Raw genomic sequence first — 26193 nt, forward strand, 5'->3', positions numbered from 1 at the left:
TCCCATGCCGAACACAGAAGTTAAGCTTCAACGCGCCGAAAGTAGTTGGGGGATCGCTCCCTGCGAGGATAGGGCATCGCCACGCATCATGCTGACTTAGCTCAGTTGGCAGAGCAACGCACTAGTAATGCGTAGGTCGAAGGTTCGAATCCTTTAGTCAGCACTATTTGATAACTCGATGATAGTTAGATCTATCATCGAGTTTTTTTGTTTTTGTCAAATCGTATTGGCGAAGATCTATTCCCTGCTTCAAAAATGAAGTGGGGATTTTTTAATAACGGATGCATTCAATGAGCCGAAGCAGATTTTTAAAGTTACGGAAGCCAAAACAGCTACGTTTTAAGTTTTTGATCTTATGCTTGATGCCTTCCATTGGACCATTGGAGTAGTCATATTTGGTACTATTAGCGACAAAATGGGCCGATTGATGAAGCGTATGGAGGTTGATCCATAGCGGTTTTGGAGTTTTATAGTTAGAGATGATATTGAGTGCTTATCTTGGCTTGATCTTATGCTGGCAAAAAATTAAAATCAACTGTAACTTAAAATACTGATTCTTAATAAAGGAGCATTTTATGAACTTTGCTGGAGTCTATCATCGCCCCGAAAGCGAAATGGCCTATCTTTATACTAAAGATATCATGCATATTCGTTTGAAAACGGCTAAAGATGATATTGCTGGTGTCAGTCTATTGCACGGTGATCCATACAGTCTGCGCAGCCGACCGGACCTACCAAAATTTTATACGCAGCCGACGCCAATGAAAAAGATTCATACCGATGAGCTGTTTGACTATTGGCAATTGGCCGTAACTGAGCCTAAGAAACGTTTAGCCTATGCCTTTGAACTGATTGATCAGTCTAACAATTGTTTTATCTATACTGACCAGGGATTTATCAAGTCAGATGATTTAAAAATGCTAGAGGACGCTAATACCTACTTTCGAATGCCTTATTTTCAAGATATTGATGCCTTTCACGCACCAAAATGGGTTGAGCAGACGGTTTGGTATCAGATTTTTCCAGAGCGCTTTGCCAATGGTGATGCTGCCAATGATCCGGTAGGCACTAAGCCTTGGGATCCCCAAACGCATCCTGGGCTCCAGGACTTTTATGGTGGTGATCTGCAAGGCGTTATCAATCATCTGGATTATCTTAAACAGCTAGGCGTTAATGGCTTGTACTTTAATCCAATCTTTAAGGCACCTTCTAATCATAAGTATGACACGCAAGATTATTATCAAATTGATCCACATTTTGGTGATGCTAAGCTGTTTAAGAAACTGGTTGAGCAGGCACATCAAAGAGGGATGCGCGTTATGCTGGATGCCGTTTTTAATCATATTGGTGATCAGTCGCCTATGTGGCAAGACGTTTTGAAAAATGGCCAGGATTCAAAGTATGCCGACTGGTTTCATATCAATCGTTTCCCAGTTACCTATACACCGACGGACAACTTTGAATTTGCCAAGGATGCGACCTACGACACGTTTGACTACACGCCACATATGCCAAAGCTTAATACGGCCAATCCCAAGGTACAGGACTGGCTTTTAGATATTGCGGGCTATTGGGTGCGTGAATTTGATATTGATGCCTGGAGGCTGGACGTTGCCAATGAGATTGACCATCACTTTTGGCGTCGTTTCCATAATGAGATGCTGACACTCAAAGATGATTTTTATATTCTGGGGGAGATCTGGCATTCTGCACAGCCATGGCTCAATGGCGATGAGTTTACCGGTGTGATGAACTATGACTATACTGGAGCGATTATTAATCATTTCATCAAACACGAGCTGAGCAGCCAAGTACTGGTTGAACGTTTAAGTCATCAATTAATGCTTTATCGCGATCAGACTAATGCCATGATGTTTAATGTGCTTAATTCGCATGATACGGCTCGTATTATGACCTTAGCCAACGAAGATGATCAGCTGGTCAGACAGACACTGGCATTTACGTTTCTACAGCCGGGGAGTCCATCAATTTATTACGGTACCGAATATGGGATGACGGGGGGCAATGATCCGGATTGTCGCAAGCCGATGAACTGGTACCCCGATGCAAAAGCGATAGCAATGCATGATTTTGTTCGTGATTTGATTAAATGGCGAAAAGAACACTGGCAGCTGATAGCACAGGGCACGATTGAACTGACTGCTTTGCCGAATGATCAAGGTATCGTAATTAAGCGTCAACTGCAGCATAAGCAGCTAACGGCAGTTTTCAATACGGGGCGCGAATCATTGGACTGTCAACTGGTGCCGTTGATTTCGCAGGGCCTGCAAAAACGGCGGCTGCGGTCTAAGGGATTCGTGATTGCCATGCAAAACTGATTATTGGCCGCGGCTGTTGAAGCTTTAGTCGTTTTGCGGCTAAATAAAAAGCCACCGCTGCTGGCGATGACTATTGCGTTCCGAATACAGCTTTGACTTTAAGGCCTTTTTGACTGCGGTACCAGCCGCGATGATCGATTTTGATCTGGGCAATGATCTGGCCGTGTGGATTTTGTACGTAGATGGGTAGATGTGTCTGGGCAGCTTTTTGCAGCGTGCTGATCTGATTGGTCAACTGATCCAGCCGACTTTTTAGCTGCTGATCGGTAAGATTCTGTGCCGATGTTTTTAAAAGAATGCGGCGTTCAGATACATCGATTTTTATGTATTGATCATGGTCTAGATTTTGGTTGAGCGATCTTTTTAGGTGTGTGGTACGACTTTGTAAAATGGTCGGATCCGGATCGGGATGATCATCAAAAATGGCCATAATTACAGCCGCAATGATGGCAACGGCAAACATCAGTCTGATCATAGCACGATAGTTTTGGCCAATTTGGCGATTGTTGTTCCACCGCATCTTCTCACCTCGCGTCGTTGATTGATTATATTTTACGCTTGGCGGGGCAATAATGTAACGACAGAATCAGCATTTTGTGGTGTTTTATAAACGTTAAATTAGAAAATGATGATAAAATTTTAAAAACCTATTGACTTTGAGGATTGTGGTGCTTATTATATAAACATAAATTAAATACGAATTAGAAAATGATTAAAAACATTGATTAGGAAGAGTAGTTCCAGCCGCAGGAAATCAGAAAGCTGACGGTAGTTGTGAGTCAGCCAAGCCCTTGAATGAAAATCGCCTATGAGTTGGGCGTCAAAAACTTAGTAAGACGCACCTGGCAGCACCCATTATCGTGCCGATGAATCCAAATTTGGGTTTGTTTGAGGTTAAGTTTGTACTTAACGAAAAAAGGTGGTACCACGCCCGTGTGACGTCCTTTAAATACTTGGCAGCAGCCGGTATTTAAGGGGCGTTTTTTAATTCGTATTCAAATCAGACAATAAAAGAGGTGAGTGTCATGAAAGACAGCGACATTAGCGATATTAATATTCAAATGCACGGTACAAAACGAACAAGACATGAACACTCACGCCGGAACCATTATAATCTGCCAGCGTGAGGCAATTAAAAATGGAGGAATCTAATTATGGCTGAACAACAAGCAACCCTGACCGACGCACAAGAAAAATTTGCTCAAGCACTGTATGATGCCTACAAGTCTGGCAGCCCATTACTGGAATCAGAATGGGAAGGCGTCGTTACCGATGACGATACGGCCTACCGCGTCCAAGATCGCGTTACGGCTTTGAAGAACCAAAAATTGGGCGGCTACAAGGTCTCATTAACCAGTGAAGAAACGCAAAAGATGTTTGACTCTGACTCACCACTGTATGGTCAACAGGTTGAAGACCACTTCTTAAAGTCGCCAGCAACGGTTAAGCTCAGTGATCGCATGGCGGCACTGACTGAAGTAGAACTAGGTTTTCGGGCCAAGGAGGATCTGTCACCGGACGACTCGCTGGAAGATCTGATGAAGAAGACAACGGTTTGCGGCACGCTTGAGGTTCCTGACTCACGCTTTAAAGACTGGTTCCCAAGTCTTTCCAAGTACAACGTTATGTCAGACTGTGCGGTTGGCGGCCTGGTTGTCTATGGTGAAGAACGCGACACGGATAAGGTCTTTGCCACGCCAGAAGATGCAGCTAAGGTTCATGCCGAGCTATATTTTAATGGCGAGAAGAAAGATGAAGGGGATTCCTCAGAAGTTCTTGGCAATCCGCTGAAGTCGCTGCAATGGCTAGTTGCCAAGCTGGCTGAACAAGGTAAGCAGTTTAAGAAAGGTCAGCTGGTGTCTTCCGGAACGTTTGTGCTGCCGCCAAAACTGGCTGCCGGCAAGTGGGAAGCCAAGTTTGATCATGGTTTTGGTACGGTTGAACTGAACGTTACCGATTAGGATTATGTTTCCCTACCTGATTTGATTTTTATAGAAATTGACAAAAAATTAGTTTAAGAATTGTTTAAAAACACAATAAGAATTGTTTAAATCTATTAATCGACAAAAACGTAAAAAAGCTGTTATAACGGGATTGGGCCCTCGTGATAGCAGTTTTTTTTATTTATGTAATACTTGTTTTAAAAATAGTTTGCACTAAAATGACGATCGAATAATGATAATTTACATTTGTAAAGGAGTAAAGGCTCATGTGTACTGCAGCAACCTATACTGCTGGTGACCACTATTTTGGTCGGAATTTGGATTTGGAACTGTCTTATGGTGAAAAGGTTACGATCACGCCGCGCAATTTTCCGCTGACGTTCCGTAAGATGCCAACGCTTGAACATCACTATGCTTTGATCGGTATGGCAACGACGGTCGACAATTATCCGCTTTATTTTGACGCTACCAATGAAAAAGGGTTAAGCATGGCTGGCTTGAACTACCCAGGCAACGCCGACTACAAGCCATACGCAGAAGGCAAGGACAACGTATCGCCATTTGAGTTCGTATCATGGATTCTGGGCCAATGCGCAACACTGGCCGAAGCTAAGGTTTTGTTAGACAAGATCAACCTGGTTAAGATCGACTTTAGCGAACAGCTGCCGCTTTCACCACTGCACTGGCTGATGGCTGAAACGGCATCTGAAAAGACTTTAACGATTGAATGTGATCGTGATGGTCTGCACGTCTATGACAATCCAGTTGGCGTCTTGACCAACAATCCTCAATTTGACAAGCAGCTGTTCAACTTGAACAACTACCAGTTCTTAAGTCCTCAGCAGCCAGAAAACAAGTTCAGCCAAGACCTTGAGCTCGATAACTACAGTCGTGGCTTGGGAACGCGGGGCCTGCCTGGCGGGATGGACTCAATGTCGCGTTTTGTCAAGGTTGCCTTTACCAAGCTTAACGCACCTAAGGGAGAAACCGAAAACGAGAACGTCGGCAACTTCTTCCACATTCTGCACTCGGTTGAACAGCAAAAGAACCTGGATGGCGTCGAGAATAATCAATTTGAGTTTACGATTTATTCATCCTGTGTCAATGCCGATCGTGGGATCTACTACTACACGACCTATGACAACAACCAAATCAATGCCGTTGACATGCACAAGGTTGATCTGGATGGTAAAGAGCTGGTTGACTATGCCTTGGCCAATGAACAAAACATCAACTGGCAAAACTAAGCAATCAAAAAACCGCCTGGAACAATTTCCAAGCGGTTTTATTTTGTCTGGTTAGCGTAATTGATTGCCTAATGATTTTAAGCCGTCATCATTAATGGCAGCCTCCATTTTGTCAATCCAGATCAGATGACCATCAAAAAGCCGGTTGCTAAGGCCTTGAGCTGCCGTGCGGTTTTGCCGGTCGCGACTGCCGCAAAAAACGGTGGTGGGGCATTGAATATGCATCAGCTGATTGGTCAGGTCGACGTCATACAACGACTGCAGCAGCGCTAAGGATGATTTTTTATCAAGCGGCCGGTCCTTAAAACTGCCTTGGGGAAGCAGTCGCCAGCGTGCAGCCTGACGTTTGAGCCGAGCAGTCGGGATCTCATATTGCGGCTTGACCAAAAGTAGATTGTCAATACGGCCGAATGCTGTTACAGCGACTTTCAGCGCGATGATGGCTCCAATGCCATCACCAATCAGCGTGACCGGCTGTGGAACCTGACGCACCAGTTGTTCAACGGCCTGTGCCAAGGACTGGTAGTCTAAAGCTGCATCGCTGAATTGACGATAATCAACGAGCCTTAGCTGATGACGACCAATATTGAGCTGTTGCCAAAATGCGGATGACTGTTTTAAATCAGGCAAGACGATGACGGTTCCCATAACTAGTGCCAACTTTCTATAGTGTTCTTTAAGAAAGCTATTTTACCACAAAACAACAATAAAAGCCGAAGTGATGGTCAGTCGCGTTATAATTGCAATGTGTTAAATTAAAGGGGGCTTACGATGCTATTTTGGCTGTTAAGGCATGGCTGGCTGATTTTACCATTTGTGTTTGTTTTTCCACTGCCAGATGGTCCCCACAAAAAGTTCTGGCTGTTGATTGAATTACTCGGTCTGATTATTATAATCATTTTATTAATCTGGTGGTGGCAGACGACAGGAAAAGCAGCGGTTTGATAATGAGGTGAAGATTTTGCTGACAAAAGACTTTAAGTATCCAGATACCAAGGCATATGAATTTGTAGTGACTCGATTAAAAGAACGCGGCGTTGATCTGCACCAGCTGGCCAAGATTGCGTTTGACCTGCAGCAGCAGTTTATTCCCGAACTAACGGAAGAAGACTGCTATAAAGAGCTGCTCAACGTCATGCACAAGCGTGAGCTGCTCAATAATGCCATGGTGGCACTGGAATTGGATCGCCTGGCGGAAGAAAATCAAATCAAAGAACCACTGCTTTCGATCATCAGAAAAGATGCAGGGGTATTTGGCGTGGATGAGGCACTGGCACTGCAGATCTCTGATATTTACGGCACGATCGGCGCAACTAACTTCGGCTATCTGGATCGCGTCAAGTATGGCATCATTAAAAGCTTTGATACCGATGAAAAACATATCAACACGTTTATTGATGATCTATTGGGAGCAATCGTCGCGGCTGTCTGCGGCAAAATCGCGCATAAGTATGCTTGATGGCGAACCGATTTAGACGACTGCTCAGACTAAAAAGAGCGCTCCTCTTGAAAGTGATTGCTGGGACGGCCAGGACATCATTTTTAAGAGGATTTTTTGGTAGATTAATTTGCTCACGATCCGTTTGATAACGCTTTTATTATCCATAAATCAAAATGGTACTACTTTATTAAAAAAAGATTAGATAGATAACTACATTAACGTTATTTGTTATAAAGCGCTTTATTGACAAAATTTGCAACGATTTAAGACAATCTTATTTACTCCCGTATTAAAAGTAGCTAAAGTTTATGTTAATTTTTGATTAGAAGGGAGCTTGCCTATGTTGTCTCTGTTTCGCAAAAAAGATGTTAATGTCTTGATCAATAATGCGTCACCACTAAAACGAACGCTCCGTACCTGGGACCTGACTTTTCTAGGAATTGGTGCCATTATTGGGACTGGAATCTTCGTTTTGACCGGTAAGGGGGCTCTTACAGCTGGACCGGCGCTTTCCGTCTCGTTTTTGATTGCGGCTATCTGCTGCGGCTTTGCCGGCCTATGTTACGCCGAATTTGCTTCTATGGCGCCGATTGCTGGTTCGGCCTATACCTATTCTTATATTGCCTTTGGTGAAATCATTGCCTTTATCATTGGCTGGGACTTGATTTTGGAATATGCGCTGAGTGCGGCTACGGTGGCGGTTGGCTGGTCGGGTTATTTTACCAGCCTGCTTGACAGTCTTGGCATTCATATTCCACAGGCTTTGGCTGCGGCAGCAGGGACGACGCCTGGTGTTACCAGTTACTTTAATTTACCGGCTTTTTTGGTTGTTTTGATCATTACCTGGATCATCTCAATGGGAATTACTCAAACCAAGCGCGTCAACGATACTATGGTTATCATCAAATTGGCCGTAATTATTCTTTTTATTGCTTGCACCGTTTGGTTTATCAAGCCGCAAAACTGGCACCCGTTCAGCCCTTACGGATGGTATTCCCATCATAATGGAACGGCAACCGGGATTATTCCTGGGGCCTCAATCGTCTTCTTTTCTTTTATTGGGTTTGATTCCGTCTCATCCAGTGCCGAAGAGACGATCAATCCCAGCAAAACTTTGCCGCGAGGAATCTTGCTCTCACTGGTGGTTTCAACGATTTTGTATTTCTGCATGACTTTGACGATGACTGGGGTCGTTCGCTATCCGGTTTTCCAAAAATACATCAATGCACCGATTTTGGCCGTGCTTGCTAAAACGGGGCAAAACTGGCTTTCAATTATTGTTTCCATTGGTGCTATTTTAGGGATGACGACCGTGATTTTGGTGCAGCTATATGGTCAGTCGCGAATCAGCTATTCAATGTCACGTGATGGTCTTTTTCCAAAGTTTTTTGGTCAAGTCGATCAAAAACATCAGACGCCTTTTAAGGGGACCTGGTTCTTCGGCATTATTACCGCGCTTGGTGCTGGCCTGATCAACCTAAATATTCTTTCTGAGCTGGTCAATATTGGGACGCTAACGGCCTTTATCTTAGTTTCGGCTGGCATCTTAATTATGCGCTATACCCAGCCTGATCTGCATCGTGGCTTCAAGGCACCAGGCGTTCCGTTTACGCCGATCGTTTCGATTGCCTTTTGTCTGATGCTGGTGGCGGGGCTCAACTGGGAGACCTGGGTACGATTCTTTATCTGGCTGGCTTTAGGGCTGATATTTTACTTTAGCTATGGCCGACGCCATTCGCACTTAAACGCAGTCAATCAAGGAGGAATTTAATATGGTATATCAAAATATCCTGGTTGGCATCGATGGCTCAAAACGGGCCGATAAAGCTTTTGAAACAGCCATTGAGCTGGCCAAGGCTTTTAGGGCCAAGCTCTATTTGGTTTGGGTCGTCAATCGTGATCGGGGGATGGATTCTTCGTTTGGGGTCAATGAAGACTTTTACCAAGACTTTGCCGTTCGAACCAGAAAAAAACTGCAACCATACTTGAAAAAAGCACTGGATAAGGGAACCAATGCCAGTGCAGAGGTGGTCGTTGGTAGTATCAAGACCATTTTAGCCTATGATTATCCCAAACAACATGATATCGACTTAATCGTTCTTGGCAGCACAGGAATTAATGCGGTTGAAAAGATGCTGCAAGGATCGCATACCGATTATGTTGTTCGTCATGCTGATGTGGACGTGCTGGTAGTCAAATAGTTAATCATTCATCAAAGTTATCATAAGGAGGAAATTTTTATGAGTAAAATCGCATCGTTGGTCCCAGAAAGTCTCAAGTCATCCAAGCCGTCATTAATTCGGGTACTTAACAACAAGTACGGCAGTGATCCAGAAATGGTCAATCTGACGGTCGGCGAACCGGATTTTAAAACGGCCGACCATGTTAAGCTGGCAGCAATTAAAAGCATCCTTGATGATCATACGCACTACCCTCACAACTGGGGGACGCCGGGGCTGCGCAATGCGATCAGTCAATATCTGGCCCGCCATTTTGATCTTCACTATGATCCAGAAGGCGAAATCTTCGTTACGGAAGGGGCTAGCGGGGCGATCAGTACGATTATCAATGGCTTGTGTGAGCCAGGTGATGTCGTGTTGATTCCGTGCCCGGCCTACACGCTTTATCGAATCAATGCCGAGCTGTGCAATGCACAAGCTGTTGAGCTTGAAACGTCAGCCCCAGACTTTAAGATAACGCCACAACTGCTTAAAGAAGCACTCGACAAGTATGGTGACAAAGTCAAAGTATTGGTACTCAACTATCCGGTCAATCCAACCGGCGTTACCTATACGCCAGATGAGCTGCGGGCCTTGGCAGACCTGCTTAAAAACTATAACGTTGCCATCTTGGATGATGAGATTTATGCTGATCTGCTTTATGAAAGCGAGCATCTTTCAATGGCCAAGCTGTTGCTGGATCAGACGCTCTACGTCAATGGTGTATCCAAGAATGCGGCCATGACCGGTTGGCGCGTTGGCTATATTTGCGGCCCACGTGACGTTTTAAAGGCTTTAGCCAAGGTTCACCAAGCAGCGATTTCCACCAATGCTACGATGAATATGGATGCTGCCCAAGAAGCTTTGCTGCATGGTGATGAAGATACGGCCAAAATGAAGGCTGAATACGATCGCCGACGCAAATTTTTAATGGCGGCAATGGATAAGATTGGTTTTGAATACACCAAGCCAAAAGGGGCCTTTTATCTATGGGTTAAGATTCCAGACGGCTTTGATGGCGATTCGATGGCTTATGCCGAACATCTGGCAGAAAAAGCCAAGGTTGCGGTTGTTCCCGCAGCAGCCTTTACCAAATTACCCGTCCGCTATTTTAGAATCTCTTATGCGGCTTCAATGGAAAAGCTACAAAAAGCAGTCGATGGTCTGGCGAAGGTGTTTGCCCAAGATCAGGCTGACTAGACCACAATATCAATCGTAAAAATATCAGCAGTGCAATGTTTTGATTTGAGCAAGACATAGCACTGTTTTTGTTTTGATGGTTTTAATGCTTTTTAAAATTGCGGGGTCTAAACTATCAATGAATGTTCTATAATAAAAAACAATTCTGACATTATTTTAGGAAAAGAGATGACGGGAGTGGGATTTGTTCTTTTGATGATTGGTATTGGTGTTTTGGCAGGCATCATTAGCGCGGCAGCCGGGTTGGCGTCTTTGGTGACCTATCCTTCACTATTGGCGATGGGCTTGCCGCCAGTGACGGCTAACGTAACCAGTGCCTTTTCAACGATTACCAGTGGCTACAGTTCACTGGCAGCATCAACTAAAGAGCTGCGAGGCCATCAAAAACAGGTCAAATTGGTTTTACCACTGGTATTGGTTGGATCAGTGCTCGGAGCATGGCTTTTGTTTGCCTTACCGGGAACCTGGTTTAAGTATCTGGTACCGATCTGTATTGGGATTGGCGGGATTATTCTGCTGTTTCCGCACCAACCCAAGCAGGCACAGTCAACCATGTCAGCCAACAGCAAGATGTTTGGCAAGTCATTGGTACAGCGCGGTTTTAATATGCTGTGGATCTTTTTGATCGGGGTTTATGCTGGCTACTTTAATGCCGGGGCAGGTGTCTTGTGCTTGACGCTGTTGACGATTATTAATCGGCAAGAAAGCTTTGCTATCAACAACGCCTTAAAAAACGTAGCAATGACGGCCACCAATACGACGGCTTGGATCGTATTTGCTCTGGAAACACCGATTCGCTGGCATTACGTTTTGCCATTGATGATTGGCAACATCATTGGCGGCATTTTAGGGCCAATCATCGTTCGTCACCTGCCAGGCCGCCTGATGCAGGTTTTAGTTGGGATTGGAGCCTTGATTTTGGCAGCTTCATTGACGATTCGCAATTTTTCATAAGGCTGGGAATAAAGTCTCAAAACAGAAAAATGGTTGAAGATTGCGTTACTTAAAGCGTTGATCTTCAGCCATTTCTATTATTAAAGTTGTTTTATTTTGTTTAGAAGAATTAGTTTTTTTCACTCTATTTTTATTGTTCCAAAACCGGTTAAAAATGGTAGATTAGGGATAATCAGATCAAAGGGGATGGCCCGATGGCAAAAATCAAGCAGTGTTTAATTTTGCTGATCAGTGGCTGGAAATTTTGATCAAAGCCCAGTTGCCAAATGCGGCAATAATGGACGATGAATTTGAATGGCAGTGCCAGGACCTGCATTTTGATCAGCCAACGATCGATCTTGACGATGCCTTTCCAATTGAGCGGCCACTGACCTCTTTGGAAGGTTTTAAAAAAATTATTGAAAAAATCAATGATCAAGTAATGCTGGGCCATGCCATCTATTGGCAATGGCAATACTGGCAAGATCACCCAGCAGATTCTCAAAAAGCGTGGCTGGTCCTGGCCTTGCAGCGGCTGAAAAAATTGGCCATAGGCAGTGTTGATTCGCCATTCGTTTTTCATGGCGTGATCGCACACATGGAACTGATCTCAAAAACCAGCGAAGATACCAAAGCTGTTGTCCAATGGCTCAAAATCGGTCGCAATGGCAAGGCTGCTTTGCAGATTATGGATGATCAATATGAGACGCTGGTCAAACAAAAGGAGAATTTAAAGGGATTTCAGCTGAACGTCTTTTTGGAACAGCTGGCTGATTATTTTAGACAGCACCATTCATTTAAATCAAGCAATGTTGAAAACGAATGGCAATTGACTTTAGTCGCAACGGATGGGCGAAAGTATCAGACACGCGGCTACTGGCTGACGGATACCGAATTGGGTGAATTGTCCCAAAAATTACGTGGAATCTGGCCAGGAGATGCTAAATTGTGGTTGTTTGATGGGTTGGTACATGCTGAAAAAATCAACCAATTGACGATTCGCTATCATCGTCAGGCTAAGCTTTATCAAATGGATGCTGGGCCGTTTTATCTTGACTATCACGAAAAAATTACGCTTGATCGCAACAATCAGGAGCTGATCTACCAAAAATGGCTCAGTGACAGCTGTAAAATGGAGTATCGCTATCACATTACCGAAGCCATCGATGCTTTATTAGACGAATTGCAGACGCCAAGCTTTTTGGCATACGTCAATGGTAACGCTGATGACGTGGTGTATGACCCTGATGATCAGCGCAGCTATTCAATTGAAATCCAGAGCGCTGATAATCAAACGCGGATCATCAATGGTTCATTTGACAAGCAGGGACTGCCGGTTGATTTTCCCAAACTGGCTATGCAGATCGAGGAATTTTTGGAGCTTTACGATGGCAATGAGCTGCTTGATCCAGCTCTGTATCATCACCAATGGCGCCGGCCTGGTCAATATATTTACTGTGACGTCTCGTTTGAAGATGGTGGCCGTACCTATTGTTATCGTACCGAAGACGAGCAATTAGCAGAAGGCGATCTGGTCAGTGTTCCCGTCGGTCATGACAATCATCCAGCAGTTGGGCGGATTGAACGAATCCAAATTGTGGACCGTAAACACGTACCCTATCCGCTGAAAAAAACCAAGCTGATCATTTGCCAATATCAATCAGACGCCGAGTGACTAAGCGAATCAATTAATAACTCAGTACAATAATTTAGATTAAGACACTTTAACCCATCGGCTGCTGGCGATGGGTTTTAGATTTGGCTGAAATGACCAGTAAATACACATGACATGATCGAACAGCACTAAAATACTATTAGAGAGAATCTTTTCAGGTCAAAAACCTTGTTATCGTTTGGAATTATGTACTGAAAGGGTGATTAGATTGAAGTTTAACAAGCAGCAATGGGAATGGATCTTTTATGACTGGGCTAATTCCGGCTATGCCATGCTGGTTACGACCGCAGTCTTTCCCATCTACTTTAAAGCCGTTGCCTTAAAAGGCGGCATTTCATCGGCTGATTCGACAGCCTACTGGGGCTATGCCAACAGCTTTAGTACCTTAATCATTGCCGTGTTGGCACCGCTATTGGGAGCTTTGGCCGATTATCCGCATGCTAAACGACGCTGGCTGAACGTATTTACTTGGCTGGGGATCGTAACAGCTGTCATCTTAGGTGTTTTGCCAGCCAGTGGCACGCTGGCCTGGTTGTGGCTGATCATCGTTTACGTGATTTCCAACATGGGCTATTCTGGCAGCAATCTTTTCTAAGACAGCTTCTTAACGGACGTGGCCGATGATGAGCAGATGGATGAAGTATCTTCAGCCGGCTTTGGCTTTGGCTATCTTGGTGGTGTGCTTTCCTTTGCGATCTTTTTAGCCGCCGAGTTGACGAATGGCTTTGGCATGATGGATGGCAATGGTGTGGCGCGTTTTAGTTTTTGGCTTTCGGCGATCTGGTGGCTGTTGTTTGCCTGGCCATTGATGAAAAACGGTCGGCAGCGCTATGGCGTTCCTGATACCAAAAATCGTATTGCCAACAGCTGGCAGCGTGTGATCAAGACCTTGCGGCACATTAACCACTATAAGCAGGCCTTTTGGTTTTTGGTAGCCTATTTTTTCTTTATTGATGGCGTTGATACGATCGTAACCATAGCAACGGTCATTGGTGAGGATCTGGGTATCAAGACGACCACGTTGATGGTAGTCATGCTGGCAGTACAGCTGATTGCAGCACCTTTTTCAAAGTTTTATGCCTAGCTGGCTAAAAAGGCATCGACACGCAAAGCCTTATTGTTAAGCATCGTCGTGTATATGTTTATCTGTCTGTATGCGTTGAAATTATAGACGGCAGCTGATTTTTGGATTCTGGCTATTTTAGTTGGGACCAGCCAGGGTGGCATTCAAGCTTTGAGTCGCTCTTATTTTGGTCGGCTGATTCCTAAAGCCGACAGCAGCGAGTTTTTCGGTTTTTATAACATTTTGGGCAAGTTTTCGGCGATTCTGGGACCGGTTTTGGTTGGGCTGGCAACGCAATGGACCGGCAACTTGCGCTGGGGAATCTTTTCTTTGGTAATTCTTTTCGTGATCGGTCTGGTTATCTTCTTGATTCTGCCGCGCCTGAACGATGTCAAACCAGAATAGGCAGAGTTAAAGATCAGACCAAACGGCTTGACTGCTGACTTGCGTGAAGCGCGATTCTTCGCTATACTACCAGTGCCGTCTTAGCTCAGATAGGTAGAGCACATCCATGGTAAGGATGAGGTCGGCGGTTCAAATCCGCTAGACGGCTCTATAAAACAGGCAGTAATTTAGAAAGGCTTTCTGCAGCTTGGCAGAAGGCTTTTTTTGATGAAGCCAATCATTGTTTTTGGTAAGATAAAAATATAGTTTTGTTTTTGAACATTGAAGAAAGGGGAAAGACATGAGTTTTATTGCCACTTTGGCGGGAATCCTTTTAGTCACGCAGCTTGTTTCACACTTGTTTGTACGGTGGGGCATTCCCGATGTCATTGGGCAGATCTTAGTCGGGGTCGTGGCAGGACCGGCCATGCTGAATTGGGTTCACCAAACGGAAATGATCAATGAATTCCAAGAAATCGGCGTGATCATTCTGATGTTTATCGCCGGTTTGGAAAGTGATCTGAACCTGCTGAAAAAGTACCTTAAGCCAGCAGTTGTCGTGGCCTTGATGGGGATGATTCTGCCAGTCGTGGTCATGGGATTTGCATCAGACTTGTTCGGGATGCAGTGGTTTGAATCATTGTTTGTTGGCGTGATTTTTTCAGCCACCTCTGTCAGCATCTCAGTGGCCGTCTTACGTGAGTATCGCCAGTTAGACAGTAAAGAAGGGGCCACGATTCTTGGCGCGGCGGTTGCCGATGATATTGGTGGCGTGATTGCACTGAGCATCTTGATCAGCATGATGCGCGGTCAGGGATTCGATGGCGAGCAGCATATGAGTCTGGGGCTGACGATCTTTTTGCAGCTGCTGTTTTTTATTGGCACCTACCTGCTGGTTAAGTTTTTAGCGCCCTATCTGATGCATGCCAGTCAACGCATGCTGACAATCGCGGCCCCTGCAGTAGCGGCAATGATCATCTGTCTGACGATGGCCGCGCTGGCTGATAAGGTTGGCTTGAGTGGCGCTGTGGGAGCATTCTTTGCTGGAATCGCGATCGGTAATACCAAGACCAGCGAAGTTGTCAACCAGAGTTTCGTACCACTTGGCTATGCCCTATTTATTCCGGTATTTTTCGTAAATGTCGGCTTGAGCATGCGGCTGGATCATTTTGTCGATTCATTACTGTTTATCATCGTCATGACGATTCTGGCTTGTTTGACTAAGCTGATTGGCTGTGGTGGTGGTGCTAAGCTGATGGGCTTTGACTTTAACAGCAGCTACGTGATCGGCAGTGGGATGGTTGCCCGGGGCGAAATGGCCTTGATTACGGCTCAGATTGGCTATGAAGCTCATCTGCTTTCGGAAAAGTACTATTCAGATGTGATTACAGTCATCGTTTTGGCAACGATTTTAGCACCATTCATCTTGAAAAACGCGCTTCAAAAAACTAAACAGACAGCATAAAAAAGTCCTCGTGCAATCACACGGGGACTTTTGCTATTGTTTATTCTTCAATCATTTCAACCAGCTGGGCCGCATTTTGATCAATTGCTGAACTGATGGGACCGGCACTGATCAAGGTCAGCTCATGCATTGCACGTGAGGCCATGGTATAGATTAGGCCAACTGCCTCAGGTCTTGACATATTTTGGTTCGAAACGTCCCAAGCAATGGCAGCGTCAAATTCCAAGCCTTTAGCCAGATAAATCGGCAAGATTACGATTCCGGTCGGCAAAACGCTGTCTTGGTTGTTGAGTAGGTGAGCGTTTGACTTAAACCGACGATGCAGTGTTTGATAAACCTGCTTTGCCTGCGCCTTATCCTTGGTTAAGATGGCAATCGTGGCGTATTTTTGATGCAAAATGGCTGCTTGCTCCAAAAGTACGGTTGAAGCTTCATTTGCATCGGCAGTTTTGATCAGCTTGGGCTTGGTACCATGACGGGTAAACGAGACGATCTGATCGCCATCTGGTAAGAGACTCTTGGCAAAATCCGTAATCTCCATGGTTGACCGATAGCTGCGTTTGAGTTCGATTAAGTTGGGCCGTTTGAAGGCCAGTGCCGTGTTTAATTCATTTAAGAGCTGTTTTGGCAGCTGCAACGGCTTAAACAGCGCCTGCTCACTGTCGCCTAGAATCGTGAAGCGAGCTTTGGGGAAGGCGTGTTTTAAATAAATCAGCATAGCTAGTGAGTAGTCTTGCATCTCATCGATAAAGACGTATTCAAACGCCCGATTCTGACCGCTGCCGCTCATCAAGTCACGCAGATACATCAATGGTGCTGTGTGCATCAGTGCCATGCGATGATATTCAAGCTGCTGGCGAAAGGCAAAGAGCATAGACTGCCACTCGTGGTCTGCGATTTTTTCAGGCAGTGCAAGCCACTGCAAAAACTTTTCGTATTGAGTGTTAAAGTCGATGAAATAGTTATTGTAGATAGCATCATAAACGATCCGCAGCCGCTTTTTGGCCAGCTGATACGATAAGTAGGCATACTGGGCGTCTTCATCTTCAAAGTCGTCAATAGTCTTTTTGCCATATAGATTATGCAGGCTGATAACGTCTTGATCGTTAAGCTCTTTGGCAATCCAATCGCTTTTGGCCACTTCACGAATCCGGCCTTTTAATTCCTTGATTAAAATGTTTTTGGTCTTGAGCAGGCGGTCGGCAATCGTCATGGCAGCCGGCTGTGTTTGGTAGATTGCCTGAACGTGGGCGGCAGTAAAGAATGGCTGCTGCCTAAAGTTCAGAGCGGTAAAACAGATGTCGTCTGCATGCTGCTGTAGATATGCCAGGTAATCTTTTACCTTATGCATGCAGTCGGAGCCTTCCAAATAGTTGGCGATTGCTAGATTAACGTCTGGATTTTGCGATCGTGTCTCATAGCGCTCAAACAACGACTCCACGTTCAAGCCCTCAAATCGTCGTCGCAAAAAGCCTTCCAGCGTTACCTGGCGCATGTTGCGCTCACCTAAGCTGGGCAATACGTCTGAGATGTAGTGACTAAACAATAGGTTGGGACTGAACAAAACGATCTGATCGGCATTGAGTGCGGCGCGACTGTGATACAGCAAGTAGGCGATCCGCTGTAAAATGGCTGAGGTTTTGCCTGATCCAGCCACCCCTTGTACCAGTAAGAGATCGCTTTTGGTATCTCTGATGATGTCGTTTTGTTCTTTTTGAATCGTTGCCACGATGTTTTGCATGTATTGATCGTTTTGATGACCCAATGCCTCTTGCAGCATCTGGTCGCCAACGGTCTCATTGGTATCGAACATGTTGACGATCTGGCCGTCTTTAATGGTAAACTGCCGCTTTTTAACCAGGGTCGTCGTCTGCATACCGGCTGGGGTCTGATACTGAACCTTGCCCAGCGTACCGTTGTAATAGATTCCAGAGATCGGTGCACGCCAGTCATAGATGATAAAATCGGTTTTGTCATCGTTCATTAATGAAGCCGTGCCGATATAAAGCGATTCGGGCTCTTTTTCGCCAGGATCCAGAATATCAATACGGCCAAAATAAGGCGACTGCTTTAATTGCTGCAGCGTGTGCAGCTGTCGTTTCAAAATAGTTTCGTTTTCTACCGTTCGCGCTACCAGTTGCCGCTGCTGCTCTAGCTCGGAGCGGGATTCAGCAATATCGTCGACTTCATAGCGGTTGATCGACGCATTTTCACCAAAATTCTTTTCCACGGCCCGCGTTTCTTGATGGGCACTGGCTAAAGCTGCCTGCGTTTTTTTAATCTGAGCATCGATCTGTTGAATCGTCCAGTCGACACGTTGCTGTTCATATTCACGTTCTGAGTATTCGTCTGCCAAGCTGAATTCCCCACTTTTTCCAAAAATTGCCTAACTATTTTAGCACGTTCGAACATGGATTGCGGGAAAAGCGAATTTTAATGGCAAAATCGGTGTTTATGATGGCAGATAATGGTAACATTAAATGGATATTGAAAAAATTAATGATCAACAAATCATGCGGAGGTGAAAGTGGTGGAAAACCTCGCAATTGTTGACCTGGGATCAAATTCAGCTCGAATGGCGGTAACTGAAATCTCTCCTGATGGGAAGTTTCGGGAAATCAAGCGCGTTAAGGAAAATACGCGTCTTTCAGAGGGGATGGGTCACGAAAAGATTCTCCAGCCCGAGGCAATGGAACGCACAATCTTGGCAATCAAGCACTTTAAGCGTCAGTACCAAGGCCTGCCCAATCTGCAAGTACAAGCGATTGCAACGGCAGCAGTGCGCCAAGCCAAGAATCGACAAGAATTTCTTCAACGGGTCAAGCAGGAAACCGGTCTGACGGTCCGTGTTCTTTCCGGCTATAAAGAGGCATATTATGACTATCTGGGCGTAGTGCGCACCTTAAAGCTCAATCATTGTCTGATCCTGGATGTGGGTGGGGCCAGTTGTGAATTGGTCTTAGTGCAGCATCGTAAGGCTCGAGACTTGATTTCACTGCCGATCGGTGCGGTTAACCTTTCCGAGCAGTATCATTTGGGGGGCTATGTGCGCAGTGCCGATCTTTTCAAGGCTCAAGCAGCAGTCTGTGATCGTCTCAATAAGATTCCATGGCTGCGCTATGCTACGCGCATGCCGATCGTTTTGTTGGGCGGGGCCAATCGTACGCTGGCCCGGATGAGTCGCTCATATCACCATAAGAATCGCGGCTCGATTCATGGTTATCGGCTAACGTCACGCGTAGTCTATGCAACCTACCGTGAGCTTTTGAGTCGTAATCTGGCTCAGCGCAAGAAGATGCCTGGTTTGGAACCAGATCGGGCTGATATTATCATCGGCGGGATGCTGCCATTGGTGACGCTTTTGGAACGCAACAGCGATGGCCGCGTGATCTTTTCGGAAAGTGGCGTTCGTGAAGGGATTATTACCGAATATATTCAGCAGCGTGAAAAACGGAGTCAAAACGATGAAAAACAACGATACAAACAATGATAATTCTGACTGGATGCATGGACTCTACCGACTGTCGGATGCTCAGCGACGTCAGATCATCAGTGATCGATTTAAGCTGAATGATGACAAACGAGAGCTTTTGGCTCGCAATGCCAGTCAGCTAGGCAATCAGCTGATCGAAAACTATCTGACTGATTATCGATTACCGGAAGGTTTGGTTACCAACCTGGTCGTTAACGATAAAACGTATGCCATACCAGTGGTTACTGAAGAACCTTCTGTTGTAGCAGCAGCGTGCAACGGTGCTCGACGCGTGGCTTTAAGCGGCGGTTTTTTTGCTCCGGATGCCAAGCGAGCGATGCTGGGACAGGTTGTCTTAAAAAACGTTGCTGATCCAGACAAGCTGCAAGACTGGCTGACCAGTCACGAAACCGAGATTCTGGCGGTTGCCAATGCTGCGCATCCTTCAATGCAAAAGCGTGGCGGTGGGGCCAAAAAAATTCGGCTCAGAAAAATTGATCCGTTTGTCAGTGTTGATCTGATTATTGGCGTAGGCGAAGCCATGGGAGCCAACACGGTCAATACAATGGCCGAGGCGGTTGCTCATTACCTAAAAGCTCATAATTATGACGTCTTGACGGCTATTTTAACCAACGCGGCATTCATGAGCCTGCAGATGGCTTACTGTCGCGTTGACTTCAAGTATCTGGCAACACCAACGCTGGATGGCAAAACCGTGGCGGCACGGATCGCAGAACTCAGTAAGCTGGCCCAGGTGGATCCATATCGGGCAGCTACGCACAACAAAGGAATCATGAATGGCATTGATGCATTGATGATCGCCAGCGGCAATGACTGGCGTGCGATTGAAAGCGGAGCATACGCCTATGCAGCAAGCAGCGGTCAGCTTAAAGGACTCAGTACCTGGGAAATTGACGGTGATGCCTTATTGGGTCGCATAAAACTGCCATTACCGGTGGGAACGGTTGGTGGCTCAATCGGCCTGAATCCAATGACGCGGCTCAATTTTAAGATTAATGACATTCAATCAGCTGAAGAATTGGCAAAAGTAGCTGCCAGCCTTGGTCTTGCCCAAAATCTGGCAGCGTTGCGAGCCCTGGCTACCAGCGGCATTCAAGCGGGCCATATGCAGATGCAGTATCGTTCACTGGCGGTTGTGATAGGAGCAAAGGATAAAGAAATTCCGGCCCTGGTCAAGAAGCTCAAGCAAATGCCACAGGTCAGTCAGGCAGTTGCCAAAAAAGCACTGCAGGAATTGAGAAAGGATTCAACAAATGACAGAAGAACAACCGATTAAATTAAATCAAGAAGCGCAAAGTCTTTTGGATGCCGTTAATGCCATCTATCCACAAGGCAGCGTTTTTGTGCAGTTTGAAGGCGAAAAATCCGGCTGGCTCAGACATGATCAGGCACGTCAGACCACATTGCCTGGGGGCTTGGTAATCACGGTAACCGACTTGACGGCACCTGACTATACTGCCTCACATGAATTACTGCACCTGCTGATGCTTTTGCGTGGTTTTCCCCAGATCTTTTTCCAGCTTTCACTGGGCAATGAAGAACTTGATGAGCAGATGATGATCATGGCGACCGATCTTTACGACATGGTCATGCATCGCGTCGTAGTTTCTGAGCAGCGCAAGCACGGCTTGGTTGACGATCAGATCGAAGAAGAGTACTTTAAGGGCATCGAGCATACCTTGACGCCGGAGTCCGATCAGGTTGATGATGAACGAACGATGCGGCTGCTGACGCTTTTAGATGCATTGGTCTTTTATGGTACCGGTGATCATCTGGATGAATACAAGGCACGAATGACCAAGCTTTATCCATTGGCAGCTAAAGCAGCTGAGCAGATGTATGAAAAACTGGTTGTAAAGCCGATTGACTCGCCGTTTGACCTGCGTCGCAACGTCGTCAAGCTGTTTGAGCTGTTTGATGAGCAGATGACGGCTTGGAATCTGCCTAAATTGCACAACAAGGAATTTGTTACGCTGTCACCAGTCTTGAGTGAGCGACAATTGCGCTTGAGCGTACGCCAGGTGTTTGAAATCTTCCATTCTGACATGAAAGATCGGAAAACCGGCAAGCGGGCCTACATCGGCGTACGGCGCAATGACGGGCAGAACTCATTTACGATTCCAGCACCTGAAAACGATGCGCCAGCTGAATTTTTAAAGCTGTATGATGAACCAGTGGAAAAGCTGCTGACGGACCTGAACGTGCCATTTATTGTTAGAAAATAACTAAGGAAGTGGTTTGATGGATGCTAAAGATCAAGAATTATTCGATCAGGCAAAACAGATTGTCTTTTTAACCGGCGCTGGCGTCTCAACGGCTTCGGGAATTCCGGATTTTCGCAGTGCCAATGGCTTGTATACACAGAATCACAATGCAGAGTACTACCTGAGCCATCGTTATTTTGAAACGGATCCGGATGGCTTTTACGAGTTTTGCAAAAAGAACCTGTATTTTCCTGATGCACTGCCTAACCCGATCCATCAAAAGCAGGTTGCCTTAGCTCTTCAAAATCGAGCGGTAATCATTACCCAAAATATCGATAATCTGTATGAGCTGGAGTTTCAAAGACAAGGTGCCAAGCCCAAGCATCTGATTGACTTTCATGGCAATCTGTATCATGTTTACTGTGAGAAATGCGGGCAGACGGTGCCAGTCAGTGAGTATTTAAACAGCCGGCTGCACAGTACCGATCAAGGCCCGCTGCGTCCTGATATTGTCTTGTATGATGAGGGCATCAAGCAAGATGACATCTTGGATTCGGTGCATGCCATGCAAAAAGCTGATTTAGTGGTAATCGTTGGTACCAGCATGCGTGTTTATCCGTTTGCTGGCTTGTTGGAGTATCGCAATCCGCAGGCTAAGGTAATAGCAATCAATCAAGAAAAGCTTGATTTCCCATTTGACTTTGAAATGATTCAAGCCGATGCTACCAGTTTCTTTGCCCAACTGCATGCCTAAAAGCCACTCAAGGCCCAGCCTGCCGCTGCAGACTGAGCCTTTCTTAATCCAGCCGTTTAAAGCGAAAGGGGCGGTTTTATGACTCAGATTACCATTGGACTGACGACTTGGTCAGAGCATCCAGCACTGATAAAAAATCAGCGCCAGACAACGACGCTCAATGAATATGCTCAGCATTTTCCAACCGTTGAACTCGATACGTTTTTTTATGCTCTGCCTAAGCCGACGACGGTTCAAAAATGGCTGACCGAGGTACCGCGCAATTTTCAGTTTATCGTTAAGGCACATCGACTCATGACCCAGCACGAAAAACTGGATAAGCAGGAACCAACGCTAAAAGAGGTATTTGAAAGCTACCGTTCTGCTATCATGCCGCTGGTTGCCGCTGGCCGGTTAAAGTGCGTGCTGTTTCAGTTTCCGCCTTTTTTTGATGCACAGCTGGATCATATTGACTATCTGCGTCAGATCCGTTTGCTGATGGGCAATCTGCCACTGGCCGTTGAATTTAGAAATGCCAGCTGGTATCAGCCCGCGATCTTGCAGCCGTTGACTGAGTTTTGTCGCGATTTAAAGATTACCCTGGTGGCTGCCGATGAGCCGCATGATACGCTGACCAGCGTGCCATTTTATCTGATTGTGACCAATCCTGAACTGGTATTGATTCGACTGCACGGTCGCAATCGCGAAGGGTGGAATCATCCAGACAAAGAATGGCGCAAAAAAAGGACGCTCTATCGCTATTCAACGACTGAGCTGCAAGGACTGGCAGCATTAATTGACAATCTGCAGCCGGCTCCAAAAGAGATCTGTGTTATCTTTAACAACAACTCCGGAAAGGACGCGGCTCCCAACGCCATGGAGCTGCAGAAGATCATGCATCTAAGTTTTAATGATTTGGCGCCGCATGATCCTGAACAGTTGAATCTGTTTTAAAATCAGTAAAAACGGTTCATTTTATGTTAAACTAAAGATTATTAAATCCGTATTAGAAAGAAGGGCCAACATGGCTGAACAAAAACCAACCTACTATATCACGACACCTATCTACTACCCATCTGGCAAGCTGCACATCGGCAATTCCTATACCGAAGTTGCCTGTGATGCTGAAGCCCGCTTCAAGCGTCTCGATGGCTACGACGTCTTCTTTTTGACTGGGACCGATGAACATGGTCTCAAGATTGAAGAAAAGGCTGAAAAGCTTGGTATGGAGCCGCAAGCTTACGTTGATGAGATGGCAGCCGGTATTAAAAAACTGTGGAAGAAATTGGAAATCTCCAATGATAAATTTATTCGGACCACCGATGACTATCACGAAAAGGCCGTCCAAAAAATCTTCCAAAAGTTTGTTGACCAAGGTGACATCTACAAGGGCGAATACGTTGGCTGGTACTCAGTTGACGACGAAGAATACTTCACCGAAAGTCAGCTGGCTGAAGTCTACCGTGATGAAAACGGCAATGTTACTGGTGGTAAGGCACCGTCTGGTCATGAGGTTGAGCTGGTTAAAGAAGAGTCCTACTTCTTTAAGATGAGCAAGTACGCGGACTGGCTGATGAACTACTACAAAGAGCATCCTGACTTTATCGAACCGCACACGCGGATGAACGAAATGGTCAAGAACTTCTTGGAACCTGGCCTGGAAGACCTGGCAGTTACGCGGACCTCATTCAACTGGGGGATCAAGGTGCCAAATGATCCAAAGCACGTCGTCTACGTCTGGATCGATGCACTGTCCAACTATATTACGGCACTAGGCTATAGCAGTGATGACGACAGCTTGTTTAAGAAATATTGGCCAGCTGACGTTCACATGGTTGGTAAGGAAATTGTGCGCTTCCACACCATCTATTGGCCAATCATGCTGCACGCCCTGGGACTGCCATTGCCAAAGCACGTTATCGGTCATGGCTGGCTGACGATGAAAGATGGCAAGATGAGCAAGTCCAAGGGTAACGTCATCTACCCAGAAACTTTGGTTGATCGCTATGGCCTGGATGCTACGCGCTACTACCTGTTGAAGGCAATGCCATTTGGCAATGACGGTGTGTTTAGTCCTGAAGACTTTGTCGACAAGATCAACTATGATCTGGCAAATGACCTGGGGAACCTGCTGAACCGGACCGTTGCCATGATCAACAAGTACCAAGGTGGCGTTTTAAAGGGCGAAAATGCGGTAACGACCGCCTATGATCAAGACCTTGAGAATACGGCTGAACAAGTCTTTGCCGAATATAAAGATCTGATGGACAAGACGCATTTTGCCGATGCCTTGAGTGCCGTTTGGAAGTTGATTGCACGTGCCAACAAGTACATTGATGAAACCACGCCATGGCTGCTGGCTAAAGATGAAGCCAAAAAAGAAGAGCTTTCTGATGTAATGACGCACCTGGCTAAGAGTCTGCGCATGGCAGCCGTAATGCTGCAGCCAGTAATGACGCATGCGCCAAAAGAAATTCAGGAACAGCTTGGTCTGCCAAAAGAAGACATCTCCTTGACTAACCTGTCATTTAACGACTTCCCAGCTGAAGTCAAGGTTGTAGCCAAGGGAACGCCAATCTTCCCACGGCGCGATGTTGAAGAAGAGGTTGCCTTTATCAAGAGTCAGATGAGTGCCAACCAAAAGGCCAAGGGTCGCAAGGCAATGGCTGAAGCGGCTGAAAAAGCCAAGCCACAGACTGAGACGTCAGAATTGAAAAAAGACATTCGTATCGATGTTTTTGACAAGGTTGATCTGCGGGTTGCTCAGATTAAGGCAGCTGACCATGTTGAAGGGGCCGACAAGCTGCTCAAGTTCCAGCTGGACGATGGTACGCCTGAGGGACGTCAGATTCTGTCCGGTATTGCTCAATGGTATCCAGATCCAAGCGTGCTAGTTGGCAAGAAGGTATTGATCGTTGCCAATTTAAAGCCACGTAAGATGCGCGGCGAATTGAGTCAAGGCATGATCCTTTCTGATGAGGATGCAGCCGGCAACGTACAGGTCGTTACGGTTCCAGAAAATATGCAACCAGGGACGACGGTCTGCTAATGTCTGGATTAAAACCAAACTTAAAAATCTATGACTCACATACGCATCTAAACGATGATGTCTTTTATAGTGACGTTCCGGCTTATCTAGCAAGGGCACGGCACTTTGGCGTTGTTGAAATGAATATGATCGGTTCCAATGAACTGCTCAATCAGCGTGCTATTGAGCTGGCGCATCGCTATCAAGGAATGCATGCCGTGATTGGCTGGCATCCTGAGGACATTGCGCGTTTTGATGCAGCGGCTGAAAAAACGCTTTTAAATCAGCTTGAAGATCCCTCCGTCGTTGGTATCGGTGAGATTGGATTGGATTATTTTAACGATGAGCATTCACCGCATGATGATCAGAAGCGAATTTTTGAGCGTCAGCTGGCAATTGCCAAAGACATGCATCTGCCAGTCTCAATTCATTGTCGTGATGCGTTGGCTGATACCTATCAGATTTTGAAGTCCGCGCATGTAGATGAGTTTGGCGGCGTTATGCATAGTTTTAATGGTGATGTTGGATGGATGAAACGCTTCTTAGATTTAGGAATGGAAATCTCCTACAGTGGCGTTGTAACGTTCAACAGTGCCAAAGACGTGCAAGAAGCGATGCTAAAAACGCCATTGGAGCATTTGCTGGTTGAAACGGATGCACCATATCTAACACCGGTGCCATATCGCGGCCAGCAAAACGAACCAGGCTTTACGCGCTTTACAGTCGAAAAAATCGCTGAATTGCGCGAACAATCGTCAGTTGAGGTGGCGTTGGCAACGTTTGACAATGCCAGTCGTCTGTTTTTGAATCATTAATGAAAGGCCTT

At 45.9% G+C, this 26193-nt stretch carries 22 protein-coding genes, 2 tRNA genes, 1 rRNA gene, 1 pseudogene and 1 other annotated feature; of the genes and pseudogenes, 22 read left to right on the forward strand and 4 right to left on the reverse strand.

The features are described from left to right. Together rrf and QOS03_RS04080 are read left to right on the forward strand one after the other, a co-directional pair. Nucleotides 1-85 (forward strand): 5S ribosomal RNA (rrf, locus tag QOS03_RS09725); the annotation flags it as partial. 5 nt (nucleotides 86-90) lie between these two features. Beyond that, nucleotides 91-163: transfer RNA gene (locus QOS03_RS04080), tRNA-Thr, on the forward strand. A 108-nt stretch (nucleotides 164-271) separates the two neighbouring features. On the opposite strand, the gene QOS03_RS09675 is transcribed toward QOS03_RS04080, so the two are convergent. After that, entirely contained in the window at nucleotides 272-484 is a 213-nt protein-coding gene (locus QOS03_RS09675) for a transposase (protein ID WP_408612071.1), read from the reverse strand. A gap of 91 nt (nucleotides 485-575) precedes the next feature. Between QOS03_RS09675 and QOS03_RS04085 the strand changes: the two genes are divergently transcribed. After that, on the forward strand, nucleotides 576-2339 hold the full coding sequence (locus tag QOS03_RS04085) for a glycoside hydrolase family 13 protein (protein WP_283575438.1): 1764 nt from the start codon (nucleotides 576-578) through the stop codon (nucleotides 2337-2339). 70 nt (nucleotides 2340-2409) lie between these two features. Here the strand turns inward: QOS03_RS04085 and QOS03_RS04090 are convergent, their stop codons facing one another. Then, entirely contained in the window at nucleotides 2410-2859 is a 450-nt protein-coding gene (locus QOS03_RS04090) for a hypothetical protein (RefSeq protein WP_283575439.1), read from the reverse strand. A 192-nt stretch (nucleotides 2860-3051) separates the two neighbouring features. Next, nucleotides 3052-3288: a binding site (T-box leader), on the forward strand. 205 nt (nucleotides 3289-3493) lie between these two features. Here QOS03_RS04090 and QOS03_RS04095 point away from each other — a divergent pair. Further along, nucleotides 3494-4300, forward strand: a complete 807-nt coding sequence (locus tag QOS03_RS04095) for a 2-keto-4-pentenoate hydratase (RefSeq protein WP_283575440.1) — start codon at nucleotides 3494-3496, stop codon at nucleotides 4298-4300. 248 nt (nucleotides 4301-4548) lie between these two features. After that, nucleotides 4549-5529 carry a choloylglycine hydrolase gene (gene bsh, locus QOS03_RS04100; RefSeq protein WP_272208398.1) on the forward strand — a complete coding sequence of 327 codons (981 nt, stop codon included), beginning with the start codon at nucleotides 4549-4551 and terminating at the stop codon, nucleotides 5527-5529. A gap of 51 nt (nucleotides 5530-5580) precedes the next feature. On the opposite strand, the gene QOS03_RS04105 is transcribed toward bsh, so the two are convergent. Next, nucleotides 5581-6177 carry an alpha/beta fold hydrolase gene (locus tag QOS03_RS04105; RefSeq protein ID WP_283575441.1) on the reverse strand — a complete coding sequence of 199 codons (597 nt, stop codon included), beginning with the start codon at nucleotides 6175-6177 and terminating at the stop codon, nucleotides 5581-5583. A 123-nt stretch (nucleotides 6178-6300) separates the two neighbouring features. Between QOS03_RS04105 and QOS03_RS04110 the strand changes: the two genes are divergently transcribed. From QOS03_RS04110 to QOS03_RS04155, 10 genes and pseudogenes are all read left to right on the forward strand, one after another. Continuing rightward, nucleotides 6301-6474, forward strand: a complete 174-nt coding sequence (locus tag QOS03_RS04110) for a hypothetical protein (protein WP_169462635.1) — start codon at nucleotides 6301-6303, stop codon at nucleotides 6472-6474. Nucleotides 6475-6490: 16 nt separating this feature from the next. After that, nucleotides 6491-6988, forward strand: coding sequence for a phosphatidylglycerophosphatase A family protein (locus QOS03_RS04115; RefSeq protein WP_283575442.1), 498 nt, complete (start codon nucleotides 6491-6493; stop codon nucleotides 6986-6988). 325 nt (nucleotides 6989-7313) lie between these two features. Further along, complete coding sequence (locus QOS03_RS04120) at nucleotides 7314-8741, forward strand: amino acid permease (RefSeq protein WP_169462642.1); 1428 nt, start codon at nucleotides 7314-7316, stop codon at nucleotides 8739-8741. Nucleotide 8742: 1 nt separating this feature from the next. Next, nucleotides 8743-9171, forward strand: a complete 429-nt coding sequence (locus QOS03_RS04125; protein ID WP_272214891.1) for a universal stress protein — start codon at nucleotides 8743-8745, stop codon at nucleotides 9169-9171. A 39-nt stretch (nucleotides 9172-9210) separates the two neighbouring features. Next, the gene (locus QOS03_RS04130) at nucleotides 9211-10389 is read left to right on the forward strand and encodes an aminotransferase class I/II-fold pyridoxal phosphate-dependent enzyme (RefSeq protein WP_283575443.1); all 1179 of its coding nucleotides are present in this window, start codon (nucleotides 9211-9213) and stop codon (nucleotides 10387-10389) included. A gap of 168 nt (nucleotides 10390-10557) precedes the next feature. Next, nucleotides 10558-11343 carry a sulfite exporter TauE/SafE family protein gene (locus QOS03_RS04135; RefSeq protein WP_283575444.1) on the forward strand — a complete coding sequence of 262 codons (786 nt, stop codon included), beginning with the start codon at nucleotides 10558-10560 and terminating at the stop codon, nucleotides 11341-11343. A gap of 277 nt (nucleotides 11344-11620) precedes the next feature. Then, nucleotides 11621-12997: a hypothetical protein gene (locus QOS03_RS04140; RefSeq protein WP_283575445.1), complete on the forward strand. Its 1377-nt coding sequence runs from the start codon at nucleotides 11621-11623 to the stop codon at nucleotides 12995-12997. 208 nt (nucleotides 12998-13205) lie between these two features. After that, nucleotides 13206-14465: pseudogene (locus tag QOS03_RS04145) on the forward strand (MFS transporter). A gap of 74 nt (nucleotides 14466-14539) precedes the next feature. Continuing rightward, a tRNA-Thr gene (locus QOS03_RS04150) sits at nucleotides 14540-14613 on the forward strand. A gap of 132 nt (nucleotides 14614-14745) precedes the next feature. Then, nucleotides 14746-15909 (forward strand): cation:proton antiporter, encoded by a 1164-nt coding sequence (locus QOS03_RS04155; RefSeq protein ID WP_283575446.1) that lies wholly within the window; start codon nucleotides 14746-14748, stop codon nucleotides 15907-15909. A 40-nt stretch (nucleotides 15910-15949) separates the two neighbouring features. On the opposite strand, the gene helD is transcribed toward QOS03_RS04155, so the two are convergent. Beyond that, nucleotides 15950-18265, reverse strand: coding sequence for an RNA polymerase recycling motor HelD (helD, locus tag QOS03_RS04160; RefSeq protein WP_283575447.1), 2316 nt, complete (start codon nucleotides 18263-18265; stop codon nucleotides 15950-15952). Nucleotides 18266-18439: 174 nt separating this feature from the next. Between helD and QOS03_RS04165 the strand changes: the two genes are divergently transcribed. From QOS03_RS04165 to QOS03_RS04195, 7 genes are all read left to right on the forward strand, one after another. Continuing rightward, complete coding sequence (locus QOS03_RS04165; protein WP_283575448.1) at nucleotides 18440-19399, forward strand: Ppx/GppA family phosphatase; 960 nt, start codon at nucleotides 18440-18442, stop codon at nucleotides 19397-19399. After that, nucleotides 19374-20678 carry a hydroxymethylglutaryl-CoA reductase, degradative gene (locus tag QOS03_RS04170; protein WP_283575449.1) on the forward strand — a complete coding sequence of 435 codons (1305 nt, stop codon included), beginning with the start codon at nucleotides 19374-19376 and terminating at the stop codon, nucleotides 20676-20678. The genes QOS03_RS04165 and QOS03_RS04170 overlap by 26 nt, the downstream gene beginning before the upstream one ends. Next, complete coding sequence (locus QOS03_RS04175) at nucleotides 20656-21627, forward strand: IpaB/EvcA family protein (protein WP_283575450.1); 972 nt, start codon at nucleotides 20656-20658, stop codon at nucleotides 21625-21627. Before QOS03_RS04170 ends, QOS03_RS04175 begins: the two co-directional genes overlap by 23 nt. A gap of 16 nt (nucleotides 21628-21643) precedes the next feature. Beyond that, the gene (locus tag QOS03_RS04180) at nucleotides 21644-22360 is read left to right on the forward strand and encodes an NAD-dependent protein deacylase (protein WP_169462268.1); all 717 of its coding nucleotides are present in this window, start codon (nucleotides 21644-21646) and stop codon (nucleotides 22358-22360) included. Nucleotides 22361-22438: 78 nt separating this feature from the next. Continuing rightward, nucleotides 22439-23293 carry a DUF72 domain-containing protein gene (locus QOS03_RS04185; RefSeq protein WP_169462269.1) on the forward strand — a complete coding sequence of 285 codons (855 nt, stop codon included), beginning with the start codon at nucleotides 22439-22441 and terminating at the stop codon, nucleotides 23291-23293. Between the two features lie 70 nt (nucleotides 23294-23363). Next, nucleotides 23364-25388, forward strand: a complete 2025-nt coding sequence (gene metG / locus QOS03_RS04190) for a methionine--tRNA ligase (protein ID WP_283575451.1) — start codon at nucleotides 23364-23366, stop codon at nucleotides 25386-25388. Continuing rightward, the gene (locus QOS03_RS04195) at nucleotides 25388-26182 is read left to right on the forward strand and encodes a TatD family hydrolase (protein WP_283575452.1); all 795 of its coding nucleotides are present in this window, start codon (nucleotides 25388-25390) and stop codon (nucleotides 26180-26182) included. The genes metG and QOS03_RS04195 overlap by 1 nt, the downstream gene beginning before the upstream one ends. Nucleotides 26183-26193: the final 11 nt, after the last annotated feature.

The sequence above is a fragment of the Limosilactobacillus pulli genome (assembly GCF_947381555.1).
Classification (GTDB): domain Bacteria; phylum Bacillota; class Bacilli; order Lactobacillales; family Lactobacillaceae; genus Limosilactobacillus; species Limosilactobacillus pulli.

Coding starts and splice junctions, on each gene's coding strand:
- QOS03_RS04175 (WP_283575450.1), top strand. CDS start 20,656: ATGACAGAAGAACAACCGATTAAATTAAATCAAGAAGCGCAAAGTCTT.
- QOS03_RS04140 (WP_283575445.1), top strand. CDS start 11,621: ATGGACGATGAATTTGAATGGCAGTGCCAGGACCTGCATTTTGATCAG.
- QOS03_RS04195 (WP_283575452.1), top strand. CDS start 25,388: ATGTCTGGATTAAAACCAAACTTAAAAATCTATGACTCACATACGCAT.
- QOS03_RS04085 (WP_283575438.1), top strand. CDS start 576: ATGAACTTTGCTGGAGTCTATCATCGCCCCGAAAGCGAAATGGCCTAT.
- QOS03_RS04135 (WP_283575444.1), top strand. CDS start 10,558: ATGACGGGAGTGGGATTTGTTCTTTTGATGATTGGTATTGGTGTTTTG.
- QOS03_RS04185 (WP_169462269.1), top strand. CDS start 22,439: ATGACTCAGATTACCATTGGACTGACGACTTGGTCAGAGCATCCAGCA.
- QOS03_RS04105 (WP_283575441.1), bottom strand. CDS start 6,177: ATGGGAACCGTCATCGTCTTGCCTGATTTAAAACAGTCATCCGCATTT.
- QOS03_RS04095 (WP_283575440.1), top strand. CDS start 3,494: ATGGCTGAACAACAAGCAACCCTGACCGACGCACAAGAAAAATTTGCT.
- bsh (WP_272208398.1), top strand. CDS start 4,549: ATGTGTACTGCAGCAACCTATACTGCTGGTGACCACTATTTTGGTCGG.
- QOS03_RS04155 (WP_283575446.1), top strand. CDS start 14,746: ATGAGTTTTATTGCCACTTTGGCGGGAATCCTTTTAGTCACGCAGCTT.
- QOS03_RS04110 (WP_169462635.1), top strand. CDS start 6,301: ATGCTATTTTGGCTGTTAAGGCATGGCTGGCTGATTTTACCATTTGTG.
- QOS03_RS04130 (WP_283575443.1), top strand. CDS start 9,211: ATGAGTAAAATCGCATCGTTGGTCCCAGAAAGTCTCAAGTCATCCAAG.
- QOS03_RS04090 (WP_283575439.1), bottom strand. CDS start 2,859: ATGCGGTGGAACAACAATCGCCAAATTGGCCAAAACTATCGTGCTATG.
- QOS03_RS04125 (WP_272214891.1), top strand. CDS start 8,743: ATGGTATATCAAAATATCCTGGTTGGCATCGATGGCTCAAAACGGGCC.
- QOS03_RS04170 (WP_283575449.1), top strand. CDS start 19,374: ATGAAAAACAACGATACAAACAATGATAATTCTGACTGGATGCATGGA.
- metG (WP_283575451.1), top strand. CDS start 23,364: ATGGCTGAACAAAAACCAACCTACTATATCACGACACCTATCTACTAC.
- QOS03_RS04180 (WP_169462268.1), top strand. CDS start 21,644: ATGGATGCTAAAGATCAAGAATTATTCGATCAGGCAAAACAGATTGTC.